This window comes from Bradyrhizobium sp. Tv2a-2, from assembly GCF_000472425.1.
Taxonomy (GTDB): Bacteria; Pseudomonadota; Alphaproteobacteria; order Rhizobiales; family Xanthobacteraceae; genus Bradyrhizobium.
Genome location: NZ_AXAI01000026.1, coordinates 27,489 through 47,629 on the forward strand (window position 1 = coordinate 27,489; position 20,141 = coordinate 47,629).

The following is a 20,141-nucleotide window of genomic DNA, read 5'->3' on the forward strand; positions in this document are numbered from 1 at the left end:
ATGACCGCAACCGATCCCGCGCTTCGTGCTGTCGGCACCACCTGCCCCTATTGCGGGGTCGGCTGCGGCGTGCTCGCGACGCCCGATGGCAAGGGCGGGGCAGCCATCTCGGGCGATACCGAACACCCAGCGAATCTCGGCCGGCTTTGCTCCAAGGGCTCCGCGCTCGGCGAAACGGTCGCGCTCGAAAGCCGCCTTTTGCATCCCATGATCCGCTGCAAGGGCGCACTCGAGCGCGTCGCCTGGTCCGATGCGCTGGATCATGTCGCCCACCGTCTGCAGCACAACGTCGCCCGTGACGGCGCCGATTCTGTCGCCTTCTATCTCTCCGGCCAGCTCCTGACCGAGGACTATTACGTCGCCAATAAGCTGATGAAGGGGTTCATCGGCACCGCCAATGTCGATACCAATTCGCGGCTCTGCATGGCTTCCACCGTCGCCGGTCATCGCCGCGCCTTCGGCGCCGACACAGTGCCCGGCTGCTACGAGGATCTGGAGCAGGCGGACCTCTTGGTGCTGGTCGGCTCCAACGCCGCCTGGTGCCATCCGGTGCTTTACCAGCGCATGCTCGCCAACAAGCAAAAGCGCGGCGCGCGCATGGTGGTGATCGATCCGCGCCGCACCGACAGCGCCAGCGAGGCGGAGCTGTTTCTGGGGCTCAAGCCCGGCACCGACACTGCGCTATTTTCGGGGCTGCTGGTTCATCTCGCCGACAACGGTGCGCTCGACAAGAGCTATATCGACCTCCACACCTCGGGCTTCGACGAGGCACTGGCGCGGGCGCGCCAGATCGCCGGCAGCGCTGCCGCCACCGCGCTCGCGACGGGGCTGCCGGAGGCCGATGTCGCGTCTTTCTTCCAGATGTTCCGCACCACCGAACGTGTGGTCACGCTCTATTCGCAGGGCGTCAACCAGTCCGCGCAGGGCACCGACAAGGTCAACGCCATCCTCAATTGCCATCTCGCGACCGGGCGGATCGGCAAGGTGGGCGCCTCGCCATTCTCGCTGACCGGGCAGCCCAATGCGATGGGCGGGCGCGAGGTCGGCGGGCTCGCCAACCAGCTCGCCGCGCATATGGGCTTTACGCCGCCCGACATCGATCGCGTCAGGCGATTCTGGAAGGCGCCGCGCATCGCCACCCATGAGGGGCTGAAGGCGGTGCAGATGTTCGAGGCGATCGCGCGCGGCGAGATCAAGGCGCTGTGGGTGATGGGCACCAATCCTGCGGTGTCGCTGCCTGATGCGGACATCGTCCGCGAGGCCTTGAAGAAGCTCGAACTCTTCATCGTCTCTGAAAACGTGCGCCACAACGACACCGTCGATGCCGGTGTGCAGGTGCTCTTGCCCGCGTTGGCCTGGGGCGAGAAATCAGGCACCGTCACCAATTCGGAGCGGCGCATCTCACGCCAGCGCTCGTTCCTGCCAGCGCCCGGCGAGGCGCGGCCGGACTGGTGGATCATGTGCGAGGTCGCGAAGCGCTTGGGGTTCGGCGCGGCCTTCGACTTCAAGTCCGCGGCCGAGATCTTCCGCGAGCATGCGGCACTTTCCGCCTTCGAGAACAACGGCAGCCGCGATTTCGATATCGGCGGCCTGCAGGAGATCGCGGACGACGGCTATGACGCGCTCAAACCCGTGCTGTGGCCGCTGCCCGAGGGCGGTGCGCCGCAGGAGCGCTTCTTCGCCGACGGACGGTTCTACGCCAACGACCGCAAAGCGCGTTTCGTCGCGCCGGAAGTTCCGGCGCTCAAGACCGAGACCAGCGCGGGCCGGCCGCTGCGGCTCAACACCGGTCGCATCCGCGACCAGTGGCACACCATGACCCGCAGCGGCTTGAGCCCGCGGCTCGGCTCGCATCTCCCCGAGCCCTTTGTCGAGATCCAGCCAGATGATGCCAACAGGTTCGGCATCGTCGACGACTCATTTGCCCGCATCACCACCGACTATGGCCAGTGCATCCTTAAAGTCGTGGTCAGCGAGCGGCAGCAGCGCGGCATGTTGTTTACGCCTATCCATTGGAGCGAAGCCAACACCTCAGGCGGGCGCGTCGGCGCGCTGGTCGCGCCCTTCACCGATCCTTATTCCGGCCAGCCCGAGTCGAAATCGACGCCGGCATCGATTGCGCCTTACGAATATGTGTTCCGCGGCTTCCTGTTATCGCGCACCGAGCTGGACCTGCCCGACAGCATCTGGTGGGCGCGTGTCGCGGTGACTGGCGGCTATGGCTATCTGTTCGCCGACAATGGCGATGTCGCGCGCTGGTCGTCCTGGCTGCGCGCAAATGTCCGCCAGGACCTCGTCGAATACAGCGATTTCGGCGGCGGCGTGTACCGCGCCGCCTCCTTCTGCGGTCAGCGGATCGAGACTTGCCTGTTCGTCGGTCCCGCGCATGATGCCGGCGATTGGGACGTCGTCAAGCAATCGTTCGCGGCTGACACGCTTTCGGATGAAGCGCGTGCCATGCTCCTCTCGGGCCGCTCCAGCGAAGGCGCGGCCAGCTCCGGCCCCATCGTCTGCGCCTGCTTCGGCGTCGGTCGTGGCACCATCTGCGACACCATCGCCGCCGGCGCCAGGACCGCGGCCGAGATCGGCGCAAAGCTGAAAGCCGGCACCAATTGCGGCTCCTGCATCCCCGAAATGAAGCGGCTGATTGCGCAGGCGGAAACGTCCCCGCCGCCGCAGCAGGCGGCTGTGGGGTAGCTTTTTTTCGTCTTTGCGAGGAGCGAAGCGACGAAGCAATCCAGAGCCTCATGCGTCGCCCTGGATTGCTTCGCTGCGCTCGCAATGACGGAGAAGCAATCGACGCCTCGCCCCATCTCCTCTATGGTGCGCCTGCTTGAACGCAGGTACCCAAGAAAATGCACTATCTGGAAACGCCGCCGCGGCTGATTGATACAAAACCCTTCTCGGCCATGCCGGAAAAATTTCGCCGCAAGGGCGTGGCGAGTGAATGGGCCGACGCCAACCGGCCGGGCCTTCCCACCGACAGCTTCATCGAAGGTCCGTCATTCGATGCGGACGGCCATCTCTTCATCGTCGACATTCCCTTCGGCCGCATTTTCAAGATCGCGCCCAATGGCGGTTGGTCGCTGGTCGTCGAATATGACGGCTGGCCGAATGGGCTGAAGTTCGCGCCCGACGGCCGCATCCTCGTCGCCGATTACCGCCACGGGCTGATGCAACTCGATGCCACGGCCGGAAAGATCGCGCCGCTGTTGCGCTCGCACAATTCGGAATCCTTCCGGGGCTGCAATGATCTGCATGTCGCGTCGAATGGCGACATCTATTTCACCGACCAGGGCCAGACCGGCCTGCATGATCAGAGCGGTCGGGTCTATCGGCTGAGGCCGGGCGGACGGTTGGATTGTCTGCTCCACACCGGCATCAGCCCCAACGGCCTCGTGCTTGATCCGAGCGAGTCCGTGCTGTTCGTGGCGATGACCCGCGACAACGCGGTCTGGCGCTTGCCCTTCATGAAGGATGGCAGCGTCTCCAAGGTCGGCCGCTTCTGTTCCCTGTTCGGAACCTCCGGCCCCGACGGGATGACCATGGATCGGGCGGGACGGCTGTTCGTCGCCCACGCTTCGCTCGGTCATGTCTTCGTCTTCGCGCCCAATGGCGAATTGATCGCGCGTATCAAATCCTGCGCTGGTCACAGCTGCACCAATGTCGCAATTGGCGGCGAGAAGCGCGACCGGCTCTACATCACGGAATCCGCGAGCGGCACCATCCTGCTTGCCGATCTTAATGAGCTCAACTGAAACCAATGCGACAGGCGGTCCCATGAAATCGCATCCTTTCGGCTCGACCGGTGTCAATGTTAGCGTGATCGGGCAGGGCACCTGGTATCTCGACCGTAGCGACCGCAAGAGCGCGATCGCCGCACTCCGCCGCGGCATCGAGCTCGGCATGACCCACATCGACACCGCCGAGATGTATGGCGATGCAGAGCTCGTGATTGCGGAGGCGATCGCGGGGAAGCGCGACGGGCTGTACTTGGTTTCAAAGGTCTTGCCGAGCAATGCCTCGCGCAAGGGGACGATCGCAGCCTGCGAGCGCTCGCTGAAGCGGCTGAGAACCGATCATCTCGATTGCTATCTCCTGCATTGGCGCGGCTCCTATCCGCTCGCTGACACCGTAGCGGCCTTCGAGGAGCTCGAGCATGCCGGAAAAATCCGCTCCTGGGGCGTCAGCAATTTCGACGCCGACGATCTCGACGAGCTGCTGGATGTGTCAGGCGAAGGCACGATCGCCTGCAACCAGGTGCTCTATCATCTGAAGGAACGCGCCATCGAGCACGCGGTGATCCCGTGGTGCGAGCGCCACAAGGTTGCGGTCGTCGCCTATTCGCCGTTCGGCCATGACGATTTTCCGTCACCGAAGAGCAAGGCGGGCGAGGTGCTGCAGCAGATTGCCGATGCGCATCACGCGACGCCGCGCCAGGTCGCGCTCGCGTTTCTCATCCGCAAGACTACGGTGTTTGCGATTCCGAAGGCGTCGAACGTGGAACATGCCTCCGAAAATGCAGGCGCGGGCGATCTCGTCTTGAATGACAGCGAGATTGCGATGCTGGATGCGGCATTTCCGCGCGGGCCGAAGCCGCGCGGTTTGCCGATGCTGTAGCGCACAACACGTTTCTTAACGGAATCTTTCAACGTCTGGCGCATAACGGCATCCTGTTTTCAGGTGTTGTCCGTGCGCGCCGAATGGCGTTTTTTACGACAGATATCGAGTCGCCTCTATCCACCTTCGAGATTGCCGTGACCCCGCCGCCCGCCGTAGCCGCAAGGCTCGACCGCGCACCTGTCTCCTTGCCGGAAAACAAGTCTTCCCCGGACAAGAAACCCGCCGCACGACGGCGGGCGCCGACGCGCGCCGACCATCCGCTCAAGGGCATTGCGTTGATCTTGTTGTCGACGGTGTTCCTCGGCACCTCCGACGTGACGTCGAAATATCTGTCGGGGACACTGCCATCGGTCGAGATCGCCTGGATCCGCTTTGTCGTATTCGCGCTGATCATGGTGCCGGCGATGCTGCCCGCGTCACCGCTCTATGCGCTGCGCACCGAGCGGCTTGGTCTGCAGCTGATGCGCGGCGCAGCGCTGCTCGGCTCGTCGCTGCTCTTCATCTCCGGGCTGCGCTATCTGCCGATCGCGGAAGCGTCCTCGACCAGCTTCGTATCGCCGCTGTTCGTCACCGCACTGTCGATCATCTTTCTCTCCGAGCGCGTCGGCCTGCGGCGCTGGATCGCAACCGCCGTCGGCCTGATGGGTGTGCTGATCATCCTGAGGCCCGGCACCAGCGCGTTTCACGTCGCGGCATTCTTCCCGATCCTCTCGGCGCTGTGCTGGGCGCTGACGCTGGTGATGACGCGCATCATGAGCGGGTGCGAGCACGTCATCACCACCATGACCTATTCGTCGATCGCGGGCGTCGTCATCCTCAGCGCGCTCGTTCCCTTCGCATCTGTGACGCCGACCCCGCACGACATCTTCTTCGGCATCGTGATCGGGCTGGCCTCGACGCTGGGGCAGTGGATCGTCGTCCTCGCCTTCCGCTATGGCGATGCTTCGGTGCTGGCGCCGTTCTCCTACACCCAGCTGCTCGTGGTCAGCGTTCTCGGCTTCTTTGTTTTCGGCGAGGTGCCGGACGCCTGGACCGTGATCGGTGCGGCCTTCATCGTGCTGAGCGGCCTTTACACCGCCCATCGCGAGCGCGTGCGCCGCTCGCAAATGGCGGTAACCGCGGCGGAGCCCGCGCCGAACGCCTGATCGACTCCGGCTGATTTTTGCCCCGAGCTCGTTCCGCGTGCTGCAAGCGCACGCCTCGTGTGCTATGAGGACCTCCAACTAATAACGGGAGGAGACCACGAGATGCGGGCAGCGATTTTCAGGAACGGCGAGATCGTCGTCGACAGCTTGCCGGAACTGAAGCCCGGTGCCGGGCAGGTGCTGGTGAAGACGCTTGCCTGCGGCATCTGCGGCTCCGATCTGCACGCGAGGAAGCATGCGCATCGCATGGCGGATATGGCCAAGCTCGTCGGCCGCAAGCCGATGGACCTGTCGCGCGACGTCGTGTTCGGCCACGAGTTCTGCTGTGAGATCGTCGATCATGGCCCCGCCACGCAAGGCAAGTTCAAGCCCGGCACGCGCGTCTGCTCGATCCCTGCGCTGTTGACGCCTGAGGGGCCGCAGGGCATCGGTTATTCCAACGATAATATCGGCGCCTATGCCGAGCAGATGCTGCTTAGCGAAGCGCTGCTGCTCGAGGTGCCCAACGGGCTGTCGCCGCAGCACGCCGCGCTGACCGAGCCGCTGGCGGTCGGCGTTCATGCGGTCGAGAAAGCAAATATCAGGGGCAACGAGGTGCCGCTGGTGATCGGTTGCGGCCCGGTCGGGCTTGCAGTCATCGCCGCGCTGAAGATCAATGGCCTGTATCCGATCGTCGCTGCCGACTATTCGCCGGCGCGCCGCGCGATGGCCGAGAAGCTCGGGGCGGACGTCGTCGTGGACCCCGCGCGCTCGCAACCATTCGCGAGCTGGGCCGAGCATGCCGCGATGTCGGAGGCTGAAAAGGCGGCGCGGCCGCCGTTGCAGGCGATGCTGCCACCGCTCAAGCCCGCGCTGATCTTCGAATGTGTCGGCGTGCCCGGCATCATCCAGCAGCTGTTCGAGGGCGCACCGCGCGATGCGCGCATTGTCGTGGTCGGCGTCTGCATGGAGTCCGACCGCTCCGAGCCGATGCTCGGCATCATGAAGGAGCTCAACGTCCAATATGTGCTGGGCTATACGCCGGACGAATTCGCGACCTCCTTGCGGCTGATCGCCGAAGGCGAGGTCGACGCGGCCGCAATGGTGACGGCAACCGTCGGCATCGACGGCGTCGCACAGGCCTTTGCCGATCTCGCCAATCCGGAGACGCATACCAAGATCATCGTCGAGCCGTGGAGGTGAGGGGGGCCTTTGCTCGCGCGGACGACGATCCATGATAAGAAAATCACCAGAACCGGAAAACGCTATGATAACACTGGCAACAGCAGAGGTCCTTCCCGAGGACGGTACAAGCGGCGCCCTGGTTGGGCGCGTATTCCTTCCGCAGGCAGGTGGCCCCGCGGTGGTGGCTATCCGCGACGGCGGCGTGTTCGACGTCAGCGCCAAATTTGCCACCGTGAGCGCCCTCTGCGAGGCGGACGACTCGGCCCGCGCATTGCGCGCGGCCAAAGGCGTACGCATTGCCGATCTCGCAACGATCCTCGCCAACACGCCGCCCGATGCCCGCGATCCAAAAAAGCCATGGCTGCTCGCGCCGGTCGATCTGCAGGTGTTGAAAGCCGCCGGCGTCACTTTTGCCGTCTCGATGCTGGAGCGGGTGATCGAGGAGCGGGCGCGGGGCAATCCGGCGTCCGCGGAGGCCATCCGCAAGGAGGTCGTACGCCTGGTCGGCGATGATTTCTCCAAGCTCAAGCCAGGGTCGGCGGAGGCGATACGGCTGAAGCAGGTGCTGATCGACCAGAACGCCTGGAGCCAGTATCTCGAGGTCGGCATCGGCCCTGATGCGGAGGTCTTCACCAAGGCGCCGGTGCTTTCCTCCGTCGGCACCGGCATGGATGCCGGGCTGCATCCCAAATCGACCTGGAATAATCCCGAGCCGGAGGTCGTGCTGTTCGTGTCGAGCCGCGGCAGGATCGTGGGAGCCGCGCTCGGCAACGACGTCAACTTGCGCGACTTCGAGGGCCGCTCGGCGCTGCTGTTGTCCAAGGCGAAGGACAACAACGCCTCCTGCGCGGTCGGCCCGCTGCTCCGCCTGTTCGACGACAGTTTCTCGCTCGACCATGTGCGGCGGATGGATGTTGGATTGACGGTGAAGGGAGCGGACGACTTTGTGCTGGAGGGACATTCCTCGATCAGCAAGATCAGCCGCGACCCGACCGACCTCGTCGCGCAGACGATCGGGCCGGTGCACCAATATCCCGACGGCTTTGCGCTGTTCCTCGGCACCATGTTCGCGCCGGTGAAGGATCGCGACGCGGCGGGGCAGGGCTTTACTCACAAGCGCGACGACATCGTCACCATCGCCGCGCCCGAGCTCGGCCAGCTCGTCAACCGCATGCGGACCAGCGACGAGTGTGAGCCGTGGACGCTGGGCGTTGGTGCCTTGATGAAGAATTTGGCGCAGCGGAAGCTATTGTAATGCGACGACTGCCGTAGGGCGGGTAGAGTGAAGCGAAACCCACCCTCTCACGAGGGAGAAAGATGATGGGTTTCGCCGCGCTCTACCCAACCTACACCATCTGAATCTTACGCCGCTCGCACCGAGTTCATGAAGTCCGCGACCTGACGCTTCAGCCGGCTGCTTTCGCTCGATAGCGACTGCGCTGCCGAATGCACCTGCGAGGAGGCGCCGCCGGTCTCCGAGGCGCCGCGCTGCACGTCGGCGATGGCGGTCTCGACCTGCGAGGTGCCTTCCGCTGCGCGCTGCACGTTCCTGGAAATTTCCTGGGTGGCGGCGCCCTGTTCCTCGACCGCCGAGGCGATGGCGGCGGAGATTTCGGAGATGCGGGCAATGGTCGTGCCGATCTCCTTGATCGCACTGACGGACTCCTGCGTTGCGGACTGGATGTCGGCGATCTGCTGGCTGATCTCGTCGGTGGCTTTCGCAGTCTGCTCGGCGAGTGTCTTCACTTCGGCGGCGACGACCGCAAAGCCCTTGCCGGCGCTGCCGGCTCGCGCGGCCTCGATGGTCGCATTCAGCGCGAGCAGGTTGGTCTGGCCGGCGATCGACTGGATCAGGTCGACGACGTCGCCGATGCGGCTTGCGGCCTGCGACAATTGACTGACACGCGCATCGGTCTTCTGCGCCTGCGTCACCGCTTCGCCGGCGATGCGCGCGGACTGTTCGACCTGCCGGCTGATTTCGCCGATCGACGACGACAGCTCTTCGCTGGCGGCCGCGACCGAATGCACGTTGCTGGAGGCTTCGCCCGAGGCCTGCGAGGCGCGCTGGCTGACCTTCTCGACGGTATCGGCGGTGCGGGTCAGCGTCGTGGCGGAGCCTTCGAGTTGCTGGGCGGCCGCGGTGACCAGGTTGATGACCTGGCCGACCTCGCTTTCGAACTGGTCGGCAAGGCGGTTCATGTCGCGCCTGCGCTCGTTGGCGCGCTCGTGTTCGGTCGCCACCCGTTGCTCGCGCAGGCGGTTGGTCTCGATCATGGCGTCGCGGAACACTTTGACGGTGCGCGCCATCTCGCCGATCTCGTCGGAGCGCTCTGCGTCGGCGACGGGCGCGTCGAGCTCGCCGGCGCTGAGCGAGGCCATTCGGGCCTTGAGCGTGGTGAGCGGCCTGACCACGCTGCGCGTGATCGACCAGGCGATGGCGATCGAGATCATCATCAGGGCCACGATGACGATGGAGGCGGTTTGCATCATCGACCAGAAGGAGGCGTCGACGCCCGAGATGTAGCCTGCAGTCGCAATCATCAGGTGCCAGGGCGCAAAACCGCGCGTGAAGGCGACCTTGTCGAACGGGGTCGGATCGGTGCTCGAACGCAGGAACGTATAGCGCAGGGTGCCTTCGCCCCTTTGCGCGATGTCCATCATGATGGAAGCGAAGGGAAGGCCGTTGACATCCTTGGCACCTCGCATGTCCTTGCCGATGAAGGTCGGGACGCCCGGATTGGAGACGCAGAGCCCGGTCTCATAATCGTAGATGAAAACGTAGTTGGTGTGATTTTCGTACCAGACGCTGCCCGCGGCGGCGAGGAAGCGCTTCTTCGCCTCATCTTCCGTCATCTCCCCGGACGCGGCAGCGCGCTGGAAGCTGTCCGCCATCTGCCACACGGCGTCGACGATCGCATGCGCCTTCTCGGTTCGCTCGGTGAGCAACTGGTTGCGGGCTACCAGCAGCACCGTGGTCGCGACCATCACCATGCAGATCGCGCCGACGATGGTCATGGTGGCGAGCTTTGCAGCGATCGAACGGTTCTTCAGACTGCTCAGTCCAGGCATTCCAACTTTCCATTGTGGCTGAAGCGCCGCTGGCGGAATGCCGCGCGCGATTTTGTTATTTGCAAGCTTCAAAATAGAGCAAACTCGTTAAGAACTGTGTCAGACCCATCGCCAAAGCCGGGCAACCTCGCGGAGGCCTTCGTGCCTTAACGAGCCGTTAATGGGAGGCCTCAGCGTATCCGAGCGCGAGCGGGCCTTCAGCTCCTGCAACGGCAAAGCGTGCACGAGCGGGCGGCACCGTCACACCGGCAGCGCCACCGAATATTTCACCTGGCTCAGCGCAAAGCTCGATTCGATCGAGGCGATGCCATCCAGCCGCGTCAGCTTGTTCTTCAGGAAGGCTTCATAGGAGGAGAGGTCGGCGGCGACGACGCGCAGGAGGTAGTCGCGATTGCCGGTCATCAGATAGCACTCCAGCACCTCGTCCCATTTCGAGATAGCTCTGGCGAAACGATCGAGATCCTCCTCCTTCTGTCGCGCGAGCTTGATGGAGATGAAGACGCTTACGTGAAGGCCGACCGATTTCTGGTCGACGCTGGCGATGTAGCGCGTGATCACACCGCGCTGTTCCAGAAGCTTGACCCGGCGGTGGCAGGGCGACACCGACAGCCCGACCTTGTCGGCCAGCTCCTGCATGGTCATGCGGCCGTCCGATTGCAGCAGGGTGAGGATTTTACGATCGATGGCGTCGAGCGCTGCCATTGGGATAAAATATCCTAGTTTTGTGTTACGCTGGTAACATATACCAATAATGGCCGGTATCGCGCGAAAAATTGAGAATTATCGGCGCGACGGCAGGATTAACATGGCGCGATCCACCCGAGTCTTCCGGAGGCGCCGCCATGGCCATCGAACCCGTACGTCTTGAGCTGTTGTCGGCGCTTGCCCGCAAGGTGCTGTGGCTGTCGTCCTGGACCATCCACCACGCCAATCACATCCGGCCCAACACCGACGGCCTGAAGGTCGGGGGCCACCAGGCGTCCTCGGCCTCGCTCGCGACCATCATGTCGGCGCTGTATTTTTCCGTGCTGCGCCCGGAGGACCGCGTCGCGGTGAAGCCGCATGCGAGCCCGGTGTTTCACGCCATCCAATATCTGTTCGGCCGCCAGACGCGTGACAAGCTGGAGAATTTCCGTGGCCTGAAGGGCGCGCAGTCCTATCCCTCGCGCACCAAGGACACCGACGATGTCGATTTCTCGACCGGCTCGGTCGGCCTCGGCGTCGCGCAGACCTTGTTCGCCTCGCTGGTGCAGGACTACGTCAAGGCGCATGGCGGGATGAAGGACCGGCGCGAGGGCCGCATGATTGCCCTCGTCGGTGACGCCGAGATGGACGAGGGTAACATCTTCGAGGCGCTGGCGGAGGGCTGGAAGCACGGCCTGCGCAACACTTGGTGGGTGGTCGACTACAATCGCCAGAGCCTCGACGCCGTGGTGCGCGAGGGTCTCTGGGAGAAATTCCAGACCATGTTCCGCAATTTCGGCTGGGACGTGGTGATCGTAAAATACGGCACCTTGATGCGGCAGGCCTTTGCCGAGCCCGGCGGCGAGGCATTGCGGCGCTGGATCGACAATTGCCCGAACGCACTCTATGCCGCGCTGTGCTTCCAGGGCGGCGCGGCATTCCGCAAGCATCTGCTCGACGAGATTGGTGATCAGGGCCCGGTTACCCAGTTGATCGAACGGCGCAGCGACGAGGAGCTGCTGGCGCTGATGTCCAATCTCGGCGGCCACGACATGGCGAGCATGATCGAGGCATTCGAGGCGATCGATCATGACCGCCCGGTCTGCTTCATCGCCTATACCATCAAGGGCATCGGCCTGCCGTTCCAGGGCCACAAGGACAATCACGCCGGCCTGATGACGATCGCGCAGATGGAGAAGTGGCGCGAGGCTCAGAACATCCGCCCCGGACATGAGTGGGACAAGTTCGAGGGCCTGCCGCAGGACGAGGCCGCGCTGGAAGCATTCCTGAAGGATGCGCCGTTTACTCGCGGTGGCAATCGCCGTCTCACCGCGCCCGTGGTCGAGGTGCCGCGCGAACTCACGCTCAAGCAGGCCGCGCAGATGTCGACGCAGCAGGGCTTTGGTCTGGTGCTGAACGAGATCGCGCGCGGCGACAGCGAACTGGCGGCGCGCATCGTCACGACGTCGCCCGACGTGACGGTCTCGACCAATCTCGGCGCATGGGTGAACAGGCGTGGCCTGTTCGCGCGCGCCGAGAAGGCCGATACCTTCCGCAGCGAGAAGATCCCGTCGACCTATAATTGGGACGCCTCGCCCAAGGGCCAGCATATCGAGCTCGGCATTGCCGAAATGAACCTGTTCATCCTGCTCTCCGCGCTCGGGCTGTCGCACCACATCAATGGCGAGCGGCTGCTGCCGGTCGGCACGCTCTACGATCCCTTCATCGAGCGCGGCCTCGATGCGCTCAACTATGCCTGCTATCAGGACTCGCGGTTCATGGTGGCGGCGACGCCGTCGGGCATCACGCTCGCGCCCGAAGGCGGCGCGCATCAATCGATCGCAACGCCCTTGATCGGCATGGCGCAGGACGGGCTTGCCTCGTTCGAACCGGCGTTCGTCGATGAGCTCGCGGCGATCATGGGCTGGGGCTTCCGGCATATGCAGCGCGAGGCCGGCGAGGGCGGCTCGGTCTATTTGCGGCTATCGACGCGCACCATCGAGCAGCCGCAGCGGCTGATGTCGCCCGAGCTGCGCGACAACATCACCGCCGGCGCCTATTGGTTGCGCAAGCCAGGGCCGAACGCCGAGGTCGTCATCGCCTATACCGGCGCGGTTGCGCCGGAGGCGATCGAGGCCACCGGATTGATCGGCGAGAGCCGGCGCGATGTCGGCCTGCTCGCGGTTACGTCCGTGGACCGGCTGCATGCGGGATGGACCGCCGCACGGAATTTGCGGCGCGCCCGTCGCGGGGTGCAGCACTTGAGCCATATCGAACAGCTGCTTGCACCCCTGCCGCGCGATTGCGGCATCGTCACCGTGATCGATGGCCACCCGGCCGCGCTCGGCTGGCTCGGCAGCGTCCGGGGTCACCGGGCGGAGGCGCTCGGAGTCGAGCATTTCGGCCAGACCGGCAGCATTGACGAGCTTTACCGGACCTATGGCATCGATGCCAACGCGATCATCGATGCGGCAGAAAGCCTCACCGCGGGCGCTCCCGTGCTGCACCGCAAAATGGCGGTCTAACGGGCCGCGCTCAACGCGGAGCAATCGCGCCATCACGCTCCTCCGTCAGGGCCAGGACAGGCGGCCATGACGGTTTTGCGGCCGTGATCTCCTGCTTAATTGCGTCCGGGCGCTAAGGCTGGATCGCGGTCGCTTCGCTTACTTGGCCGGCACGACAGCCATCATCTTGCCAGCGTCACAGTCCCTCCCTTATATCCAGCGTCCGCCGCAGCTCAGGCGTCCGCTTATGGCGGGTTCAATCGGTCAGGCTTTCGTGCAAGGATAGTTGCCGAACGCTTCCATTTCCGTCCGCATTACGAACTCACGAGGTTTTCGATGGTCAATCGTCTGCAATTTTATATCGATGGCGCCTGGGTCGATCCGGTCGTCAAGAAGTCCACGCCCGTCGTCAATCCCGCCACCGAAGAGGCGATGTATGAGGTCGCGCTCGGCTCCAAGGCCGATGTCGACAAGGCGGTTGCCGCCGCCAAGCGCGCCTTTGAGACCTTCTCCCAGACCAGCCGTGACGAGCGCGTCGCGCTGCTCTCCAAGATCATCGAGATCTACAAGGGCCGCATGAAGGAGATCGGCGCCGCCGTCTCCGACGAGATGGGCGCGCCGCTGCCGATGGCGGAGAAGCTGCAGGCCGGCGCCGGCCTTGGCCATCTCATGAACACCCTCGACGTGCTCAAGAAATACGAGTTCGAGGAGACCATGGGCACCGCGGTCATCGTGCGCGAGCCGGTCGGCGTGATCGGCATGATCACCCCCTGGAACTGGCCGCTGAACCAGATCGCCTGCAAGGTCGCGCCCGCGCTTGCCGCCGGCTGCACCATGATCCTCAAGCCCTCGGAGTTCACTCCGACCTCGGCGCTGATCTTCGCCGAAATCCTCCATGAAGCGGGCGTGCCGAAGGGCGTGTTCAATCTCATCAACGGCCTCGGACCCGAGGTCGGTGCCGCCATGAGCGAACACCTTGACATCGACATGATCTCCTTCACCGGCTCGACTCGCGCCGGCGTCGACGTTGCCAAGCGCGCGGCCCCGACCGTGAAGCGTGTGAGCCAGGAACTTGGCGGCAAGTCGCCGAACGTCATCCTCGATGATGCCGACCTTACCAAGGCGGTGACCGGCGGCGTGGCGCACATGTTCAACAACTCCGGCCAGTCCTGCAACGCGCCGTCGCGCATGATCGTGCCGCTGTCCAAGATGAAGGAAGTGGCTGCGATCGCGAAGGCCGTCGCCGACAGGACCAAGGCCGGCGATCCGCGCGGCGAGGGCACCACCATCGGCCCCGTCGTTAACCGCGGCCAGTGGGAGAAGATCCAGGCGCTGATCCAAAAGGGTATCGAAGAGGGCGCAACGCTGGTCGCCGGCGGTCCGGGCCTGCCGGAGGGCGTCAACAAGGGCTTCTACGTGCGCCCGACCATCTTCGCCGACGTCACCAACGAGATGACGATCGCGAAGGAGGAGATCTTCGGGCCGGTGCTGACCATCATCGGCGCCAAGGACGAGTCCGATGCGGTGCGCATTGCCAACGACACGCCCTACGGTCTCGCAGGCTATGTCTCGGCCGGCACGGTCGAGCGTGCGCGCAAAGTCGGCCGCCAGATCCGCGCCGGCAACGTCAACTTGCAGGGCATGCCGAATGAGCGCTCCGCGCCGTTCGGCGGCTACAAGCAGTCCGGCAACGGCCGCGAGTGGGGCCGTTACGGCATGGAAGAATATCTCGAGGTGAAGGCTGTCGCCGGCTTCAACGCGGCGTAAGACTATATCCAATCACTCGGTATCGTCCCGGCGAAATCCAGGACCGATAATCTTAAGGCCGGCGTTCTCGAAGGACGCCGGCCTTTGTGTTGTTGGCGGTTATTCCGGGTTCGATGCTGCGCATCGCCCCGGAATCTCGAGATTCTCAGGTGCGCAATTGCGCACCGTAGTTCGGCTCTATCGATCCGCCCCGGAATGACGAGCAAAACAACTATCCCCCCGGCGCGCCCTGAGTGTTCACGTACAAAGCATAGATCGACTGGCTTGCCGCCATGAACAGGCGGTTGCGCTTGAGGCCGCCGAAGCAGACATTGGCGCAGCGCTCGGGCAGGGCGATGCGGCCGATCGGTGCGCCATCGGGTGCGAACACCATCACGCCGTCGAGTTCGCCTGAGCCCATGCCCCAGCCGCACCAGAGATTGCCGTCGATGTCGCAGCGCATGCCATCGGGTGTGCCGGGGCCGGCATCGATCGCGACGCGCTTGTTTGTGAGCTTGTCGCCACCTGGAGAGACGTCATAGGCGAGGATCTTGCGATTCGGCACGCCGCGTGATTCTACCAGATAGAGGATCTTCTCGTCCGGAGAGAAGCAGAGCCCGTTCGGTCCGAGCACGCCCTCGGCCACGATCGAGGTTTTGCCGGTCGCGCCATCGATGCGATAGACATTGGCATCGATCTCGGGCTCGGCCTTGTAGCCCTCGTAATTGCCGAGCAGACCGAAGGTCGGATCGGTGAACCAGATCGAGCCGTCGGACTTGACCACGACGTCGTTCGGCGAGTTCAGCCGCTTGCCGCCGAAGGAGTCGATCAGCACGGTGACGGAACCGTCATATTCGGTGCGCACCACGCGCCGTCCGCCATGCTCGCAGGTGACGAGCCGGCCCTGGCGGTCGCGGGTGTTGCCATTGGCGAAATTGGAGGGCTTGCGGTAGATGCTGACCGCGCCAGTTTCCTCCTCCCACTTGATGATGCGCTGGTTGGGGATGTCGCTGCACAGGAGATAGCGTCCGTCGCCGAACCAGACCGGACCTTCGGCCCACCGCAAGCCGGTGGCGAGACGTTCGACCGCCGACAGCTTGAGCCAGTATTTCTCGAAGCGCGGATCGAGGGCATGAATGGCTGGATCGGGGTAATGGGTAGCGGGACGCCAGCCCAGATCATGGGAAGTTGCATCTGACATTTGCTGTTCTCGTTGTTGCGTTTCCTCGGCAGATAGTCTGCTATCATTGCGCGCCCGGGATCGCAAATTGGTGAACGGACATCGGTCGCGGCTTGAAGCCCGCGAGATTACAAGGTTGGATTAAGAGGGAAGAGATGCCACGTATTTTGATGACCGGCGCGTCGGGGGGAATAGGCACCTCGCTGCGCAAGCTGCTGCCGCCGATCTATCCGGACCTCGTGCTCAGCGACATCAAGACGCCGGCCGACCTTGCACCTCACGAGAAATTCAAGGCCGCCGAGCTATCCGATCTTGCCCAGGTGGAGGCGATCTGCGAGGGCGTCGACGGCATCCTGCATTTCGGCGGCTATTCTGTCGAAGGCTCCTGGGAGACGATCCTGCCGTCCAACATCATCGGCTGCTACAATCTGTTCGAGGCGGCGCGGCGGAAGGGCGTCAAGCGCGTGGTGTTCGCGTCGTCGAACCACGCGGTCGGCTTCTATCCCCGCTACCATCGCATCGGCACCGATGTGACCCCGCGGCCCGATGGCTACTATGGCGTGAGCAAGGCCTTTGGCGAGGCGACCGGCGCGCTCTATGCCGACAAGCACGGCCTCAAGGTGACCTGCCTGCGCATCGGCAATTTCGGCGACAAGCCGCTCGATCACCGCAGGCTTTCGATTTGGCTCAAGCCGGAGGACATGGTGCAGCTCTGCCGCATCGGCCTGGAGCATCCCGACATCCATTTCGAGATCCTGTACGGCGCGTCGAATAATGAACGCTCCTGGTGGGACAATCACCGCGCCTACGAGCTCGGCTATCGCCCGGCCGGACGCGCGGAGGATTTTGTCGCGCATGCCATGGCCGAACAGGCCAAGCTGAAGCCTGATCCGGTTGCCGATTTCTACCAGGGCGGCGCGTTCTGCAGCATGGGGTTTTCCGGCGACAAGAGCCGGATCGTGGAGTGAGCCAAAAGCGTCATGCCGGGGCATCGCGTTAGCGATGAACCCGGAATCTTTCGCCGCAACTTCGAGATTCCGGGCTCGATGCTTCGCATCGCCCCGGAATGACCGAACAATAAGGAAGCAAAAACATGACCGACGGACTGCGCAAGGGGCTCACCAGCTATGGCGATGCCGGGTTTTCGCTGTTCCTGCGCAAGGCCTTCATCAAGGCGATGGGCTATTCCGACGATGCGCTTGACAGACCCATTGTCGGCATCACCAACACCTATAGCGACTATAATCCCTGCCACGGCAATGTCCCTGACATCATCGCGGCGGTGAAGCGCGGGGTGATGCTGTCGGGCGCGATGCCGTTCGAGTTTCCGACCATCTCGATCGCCGAAAGCTTTGCGCATCCGACCTCGATGTATCTGCGCAACCTGATGGCCATGGAGACCGAGGAGATGATCCGCGCCCAACCGATGGATGCGGTGATCGTGATCGGCGGCTGCGACAAGACGCTGCCGGCGCAGATCATGGCCGCGATCTCGGCGGACCTGCCGACCGTGGTGATCCCGGTCGGGCCGATGGTCGTCGGCCATCACAAGGGCGAAGTGCTCGGCGCCTGCACCGACTGCCGTAGGCTGTGGGGCAAGTACCGCGCGGGCGAAATCGACGACCCGGAGATCGAGGCGGTCAACGGGCGTCTGGCGCCCTCGGTCGGCACCTGCATGGTGATGGGCACCGCTTCCACCATGGCCTGCATCACCGAGACGCTCGGCCTGTCGCTGCCTATGAGCGCGACCATCCCGGCGCCGCATGCCGAACGTTTCCGCCTGGCTGAAGCCAGCGGCAAGGTCGCCGCCGCCATGGCCAAGGCCAAGGGGCCGCGGCCGAGCGAGATCCTCACCCCGGCTTCGTTCCGCAATGCGCAGGTGGTGCTGCAGGCGATCGGCGGCTCGACCAACGGTCTCATTCACCTGACAGCGATCGCCAACCGCACGCCGTACGCAATCGATCTGGACGCCTTCGACAAGATCGGCCGCGAGGTGCCGGTGCTGGTCGACCTGAAGCCGTCAGGCGCTCATTACATGGAGCATTTCCATCACGCCGGCGGCGTGCCGAAGCTCCTGAAGCAGCTCGGCGGCCTGATCGACCTCGATGCAAGGACGGTCACGGGACAGTCCTTGCGCGACGTCGTCGCGGGCGCGGAAGAGGTGCCCGGGCAGGACGCGATCCGGGATCGCCACGATCCGATCAAGCCGGAAGGCGGGCTTGCCGTGCTCCATGGCAATCTGGCGCCGCGCGGCGCGGTCATCAAGCATTCCGCGGCTTCGCCCAAGCTTCTGCAGCACACTGGCCGTGCCGTGGTGTTCGAATCCGTCGAGGACATGACGCTGCGGGTCGACGATCCCGATCTCGACGTGAACGCCGACGACATTTTGGTGCTGCGCAATGCCGGACCGAAGGGCGCGCCGGGCATGCCGGAGGCGGGCTACCTGCCGATCCCGAAGAAACTGGCGCGCAGCGGCGTGAAGGACATGGTGCGAATTTCGGACGCGCGCATGAGCGGCACCGCCTTCGGCACCATCGTGCTGCACATCACGCCGGAAGCGGCGGTCGGCGGTCCGCTCGCTTTGGTCAGGACCGGCGACAGGATCAGGCTCGATGTCGCCAAGCGCAGCATCGATCTCCTGGTCGAGCCGGCGGAGCTGGAAAAGCGCCACGCCGCGCTCAAGCTGCCGGCCCCGCCTCCGGGTACCAATCGCGGCTACGCCTATCTGTTCAACGAAACCATCCTGCAGGCCGACGAAGGCTGCGATTTCGACTTCATGCGGCGCGGCGGGAAATAGGTTCCCCGTCATTGCGAGCGGAGCGAAACAATCCAGTGCTGCGCGGGAGGCTCTGGATTGCTTCGTCGCTTGGCTCCTCGCAATGAAACCAGGTGGGCCGGGTCTCCGCCGGGGCGACAACTACGGTTAATCTTTCCGCTCAATTGACAACCCGCCAAAGCCGATGGGATGATCCCCCAAAACCAATAAACATCAGGGGGAAGCAAACCGTGCGTATTCTGGCCAGCATCATCAGGGGCGCGGTAGCCCTTGCGGTCCTCGCGCTTCAAGCCGGCGCGCATGCCGACGACGTCAAGCATTATCGCTTCGCGCACGACCAGCAGCTCAACTCCGGCTACAGCGTCGCCTACGACATCTTCTCCGCCAGGCTCAAGGAACTGAGCAAGGGCACCATGCTGGTCGACCAGTATCCCGGCGCGCAGCTCGGGCAGGAGCCGCAGATCCTGCAGCTCGTGAAATCCGGCGACATCGATTTCGCGATCGTCTCCTCCGCCAACACCTCGACCATCTCGCCGCAGGCCGGCGTGATGTCGCTGCATTTCCTGTTCCGCAACGAGGATCACATCGTCAAGGCGCTCGGCGACGAGAAGGTGTTTGCCGCGATCCGCGACATGATCGACGGCACCGTGCAGGGCATTCACGCCATTGGCCTCGGCACCCAGGGCTTCCGCTACATGTACGGCAAGAAGGAGGTGCAGAAGGCCGACGACGTCAAGGGCTACAAGGTGAGGGTCCAGGCCACCGCGACCGAGGACACCATGTTTCCGGCCTATGGCGCGCAAACCGTGCACATGCCGTTCGGCAGCGTGTACACCTCGCTACAGACCGGCGTGGTGGATTTCGCCGAGAACGGCATGAACGTTTATCTGATCAATCGCCATTACGAAGTGGCGCCTGTGATCTCCATGACCGAGCATGAGGCCAACAACGCGATCCTGTGGATCAGCGACAAGCTCTGGCAGAGTCTGTCGGCCGAGCAGAAGCAATGGGTGATGACGGCCGCGCGCGACGTCTCGACCCAGGAGCCCAAGCGCGGCTTCGATCTCGAACATGCCGCCGCGATCAAGCTGGAGAAGATGGGGGTGAAGATCGTCAAGGACGTCGACAAGGCGGGCTTCCAGAAGATCGCCGACCCCTATCTCGACAAGCTCGCGCATGATCTCGGGCCCCACGCCGAGAAGATCAAGGACCTGATCAAGGCGACCAATTAGGAGCTTCCCTCGGGATGA

General features: G+C 63.9%; 14 protein-coding genes. 11 read left to right on the plus strand and 3 right to left on the minus strand.

All coding sequences use genetic code 11. The features are described 5' to 3' along the window. The 6 genes from A3AI_RS0134985 (at window position 1) to A3AI_RS0135010 (ending at window position 8,187) form a co-directional block, all read left to right on the plus strand. Window positions 1–2,697 carry a nitrate reductase gene (locus A3AI_RS0134985; RefSeq protein WP_024519998.1) on the plus strand — a complete coding sequence of 899 codons (2,697 nt, stop codon included), beginning with the start codon at window positions 1–3 and terminating at the stop codon, window positions 2,695–2,697. Between the two features lie 158 nt (window positions 2,698–2,855). Continuing rightward, entirely contained in the window at window positions 2,856–3,758 is a 903-nt protein-coding gene (locus A3AI_RS0134990) for an SMP-30/gluconolactonase/LRE family protein (RefSeq protein WP_024519999.1), read from the plus strand. A 22-nt stretch (window positions 3,759–3,780) separates the two neighbouring features. After that, the gene (locus A3AI_RS0134995; RefSeq protein ID WP_024520000.1) at window positions 3,781–4,620 is read left to right on the plus strand and encodes an aldo/keto reductase; all 840 of its coding nucleotides are present in this window, start codon (window positions 3,781–3,783) and stop codon (window positions 4,618–4,620) included. Window positions 4,621–4,757: 137 nt separating this feature from the next. Continuing rightward, a complete protein-coding gene (locus A3AI_RS0135000; RefSeq protein ID WP_024520001.1) occupies window positions 4,758–5,768 on the plus strand; it encodes a DMT family transporter in 1,011 nt (336 codons plus the stop codon). 102 nt (window positions 5,769–5,870) lie between these two features. Then, entirely contained in the window at window positions 5,871–6,950 is a 1,080-nt protein-coding gene (locus A3AI_RS0135005; RefSeq protein WP_024520002.1) for a zinc-binding dehydrogenase, read from the plus strand. A 64-nt stretch (window positions 6,951–7,014) separates the two neighbouring features. Continuing rightward, window positions 7,015–8,187 (plus strand): fumarylacetoacetate hydrolase family protein, encoded by a 1,173-nt coding sequence (locus A3AI_RS0135010; RefSeq protein WP_024520003.1) that lies wholly within the window; start codon window positions 7,015–7,017, stop codon window positions 8,185–8,187. 107 nt (window positions 8,188–8,294) lie between these two features. Here A3AI_RS0135010 and A3AI_RS0135015 read toward each other — a convergent pair whose 3' ends face one another. Both A3AI_RS0135015 and A3AI_RS0135020 read right to left on the minus strand, forming a co-directional pair. Further along, window positions 8,295–10,001 carry a methyl-accepting chemotaxis protein gene (locus tag A3AI_RS0135015; RefSeq protein ID WP_051382625.1) on the minus strand — a complete coding sequence of 569 codons (1,707 nt, stop codon included), beginning with the start codon at window positions 9,999–10,001 and terminating at the stop codon, window positions 8,295–8,297. Between the two features lie 240 nt (window positions 10,002–10,241). Next, the gene (locus tag A3AI_RS0135020) at window positions 10,242–10,703 is read right to left on the minus strand and encodes an Lrp/AsnC family transcriptional regulator (protein ID WP_024520005.1); all 462 of its coding nucleotides are present in this window, start codon (window positions 10,701–10,703) and stop codon (window positions 10,242–10,244) included. Between the two features lie 140 nt (window positions 10,704–10,843). Between A3AI_RS0135020 and A3AI_RS0135025 the strand changes: the two genes are divergently transcribed. Together A3AI_RS0135025 and A3AI_RS0135030 are read left to right on the plus strand one after the other, a co-directional pair. Continuing rightward, on the plus strand, window positions 10,844–13,210 hold the full coding sequence (locus A3AI_RS0135025; protein ID WP_024520006.1) for a thiamine pyrophosphate-binding protein: 2,367 nt from the start codon (window positions 10,844–10,846) through the stop codon (window positions 13,208–13,210). A 315-nt stretch (window positions 13,211–13,525) separates the two neighbouring features. Further along, entirely contained in the window at window positions 13,526–14,956 is a 1,431-nt protein-coding gene (locus A3AI_RS0135030; RefSeq protein WP_024520007.1) for an aldehyde dehydrogenase family protein, read from the plus strand. Between the two features lie 211 nt (window positions 14,957–15,167). Here A3AI_RS0135030 and A3AI_RS0135035 read toward each other — a convergent pair whose 3' ends face one another. Then, entirely contained in the window at window positions 15,168–16,136 is a 969-nt protein-coding gene (locus tag A3AI_RS0135035; RefSeq protein WP_024520008.1) for an SMP-30/gluconolactonase/LRE family protein, read from the minus strand. Between the two features lie 134 nt (window positions 16,137–16,270). Here A3AI_RS0135035 and A3AI_RS0135040 point away from each other — a divergent pair, with 134 nt between their 5' ends. From A3AI_RS0135040 to A3AI_RS0135050, 3 genes are all read left to right on the plus strand, one after another. After that, window positions 16,271–17,083: an NAD-dependent epimerase/dehydratase family protein gene (locus tag A3AI_RS0135040; RefSeq protein ID WP_024520009.1), complete on the plus strand. Its 813-nt coding sequence runs from the start codon at window positions 16,271–16,273 to the stop codon at window positions 17,081–17,083. Window positions 17,084–17,208: 125 nt separating this feature from the next. Further along, a complete protein-coding gene (locus tag A3AI_RS0135045; RefSeq protein ID WP_024520010.1) occupies window positions 17,209–18,912 on the plus strand; it encodes an IlvD/Edd family dehydratase in 1,704 nt (567 codons plus the stop codon). Between the two features lie 215 nt (window positions 18,913–19,127). Continuing rightward, on the plus strand, window positions 19,128–20,123 hold the full coding sequence (locus tag A3AI_RS0135050) for a TRAP transporter substrate-binding protein (RefSeq protein ID WP_024520011.1): 996 nt from the start codon (window positions 19,128–19,130) through the stop codon (window positions 20,121–20,123). Window positions 20,124–20,141: the final 18 nt, after the last annotated feature.

Coding starts and splice junctions, on each gene's coding strand:
- A3AI_RS0134985 (WP_024519998.1), top strand. CDS start 1: ATGACCGCAACCGATCCCGCGCTTCGTGCTGTCGGCACCACCTGCCCC.
- A3AI_RS0134990 (WP_024519999.1), top strand. CDS start 2,856: ATGCACTATCTGGAAACGCCGCCGCGGCTGATTGATACAAAACCCTTC.
- A3AI_RS0134995 (WP_024520000.1), top strand. CDS start 3,781: ATGAAATCGCATCCTTTCGGCTCGACCGGTGTCAATGTTAGCGTGATC.
- A3AI_RS0135005 (WP_024520002.1), top strand. CDS start 5,871: ATGCGGGCAGCGATTTTCAGGAACGGCGAGATCGTCGTCGACAGCTTG.
- A3AI_RS0135010 (WP_024520003.1), top strand. CDS start 7,015: ATGATAACACTGGCAACAGCAGAGGTCCTTCCCGAGGACGGTACAAGC.
- A3AI_RS0135015 (WP_051382625.1), bottom strand. CDS start 10,001: ATGCCTGGACTGAGCAGTCTGAAGAACCGTTCGATCGCTGCAAAGCTC.
- A3AI_RS0135020 (WP_024520005.1), bottom strand. CDS start 10,703: ATGGCAGCGCTCGACGCCATCGATCGTAAAATCCTCACCCTGCTGCAA.
- A3AI_RS0135025 (WP_024520006.1), top strand. CDS start 10,844: ATGGCCATCGAACCCGTACGTCTTGAGCTGTTGTCGGCGCTTGCCCGC.
- A3AI_RS0135030 (WP_024520007.1), top strand. CDS start 13,526: ATGGTCAATCGTCTGCAATTTTATATCGATGGCGCCTGGGTCGATCCG.
- A3AI_RS0135035 (WP_024520008.1), bottom strand. CDS start 16,136: ATGTCAGATGCAACTTCCCATGATCTGGGCTGGCGTCCCGCTACCCAT.
- A3AI_RS0135040 (WP_024520009.1), top strand. CDS start 16,271: ATGCCACGTATTTTGATGACCGGCGCGTCGGGGGGAATAGGCACCTCG.
- A3AI_RS0135045 (WP_024520010.1), top strand. CDS start 17,209: ATGACCGACGGACTGCGCAAGGGGCTCACCAGCTATGGCGATGCCGGG.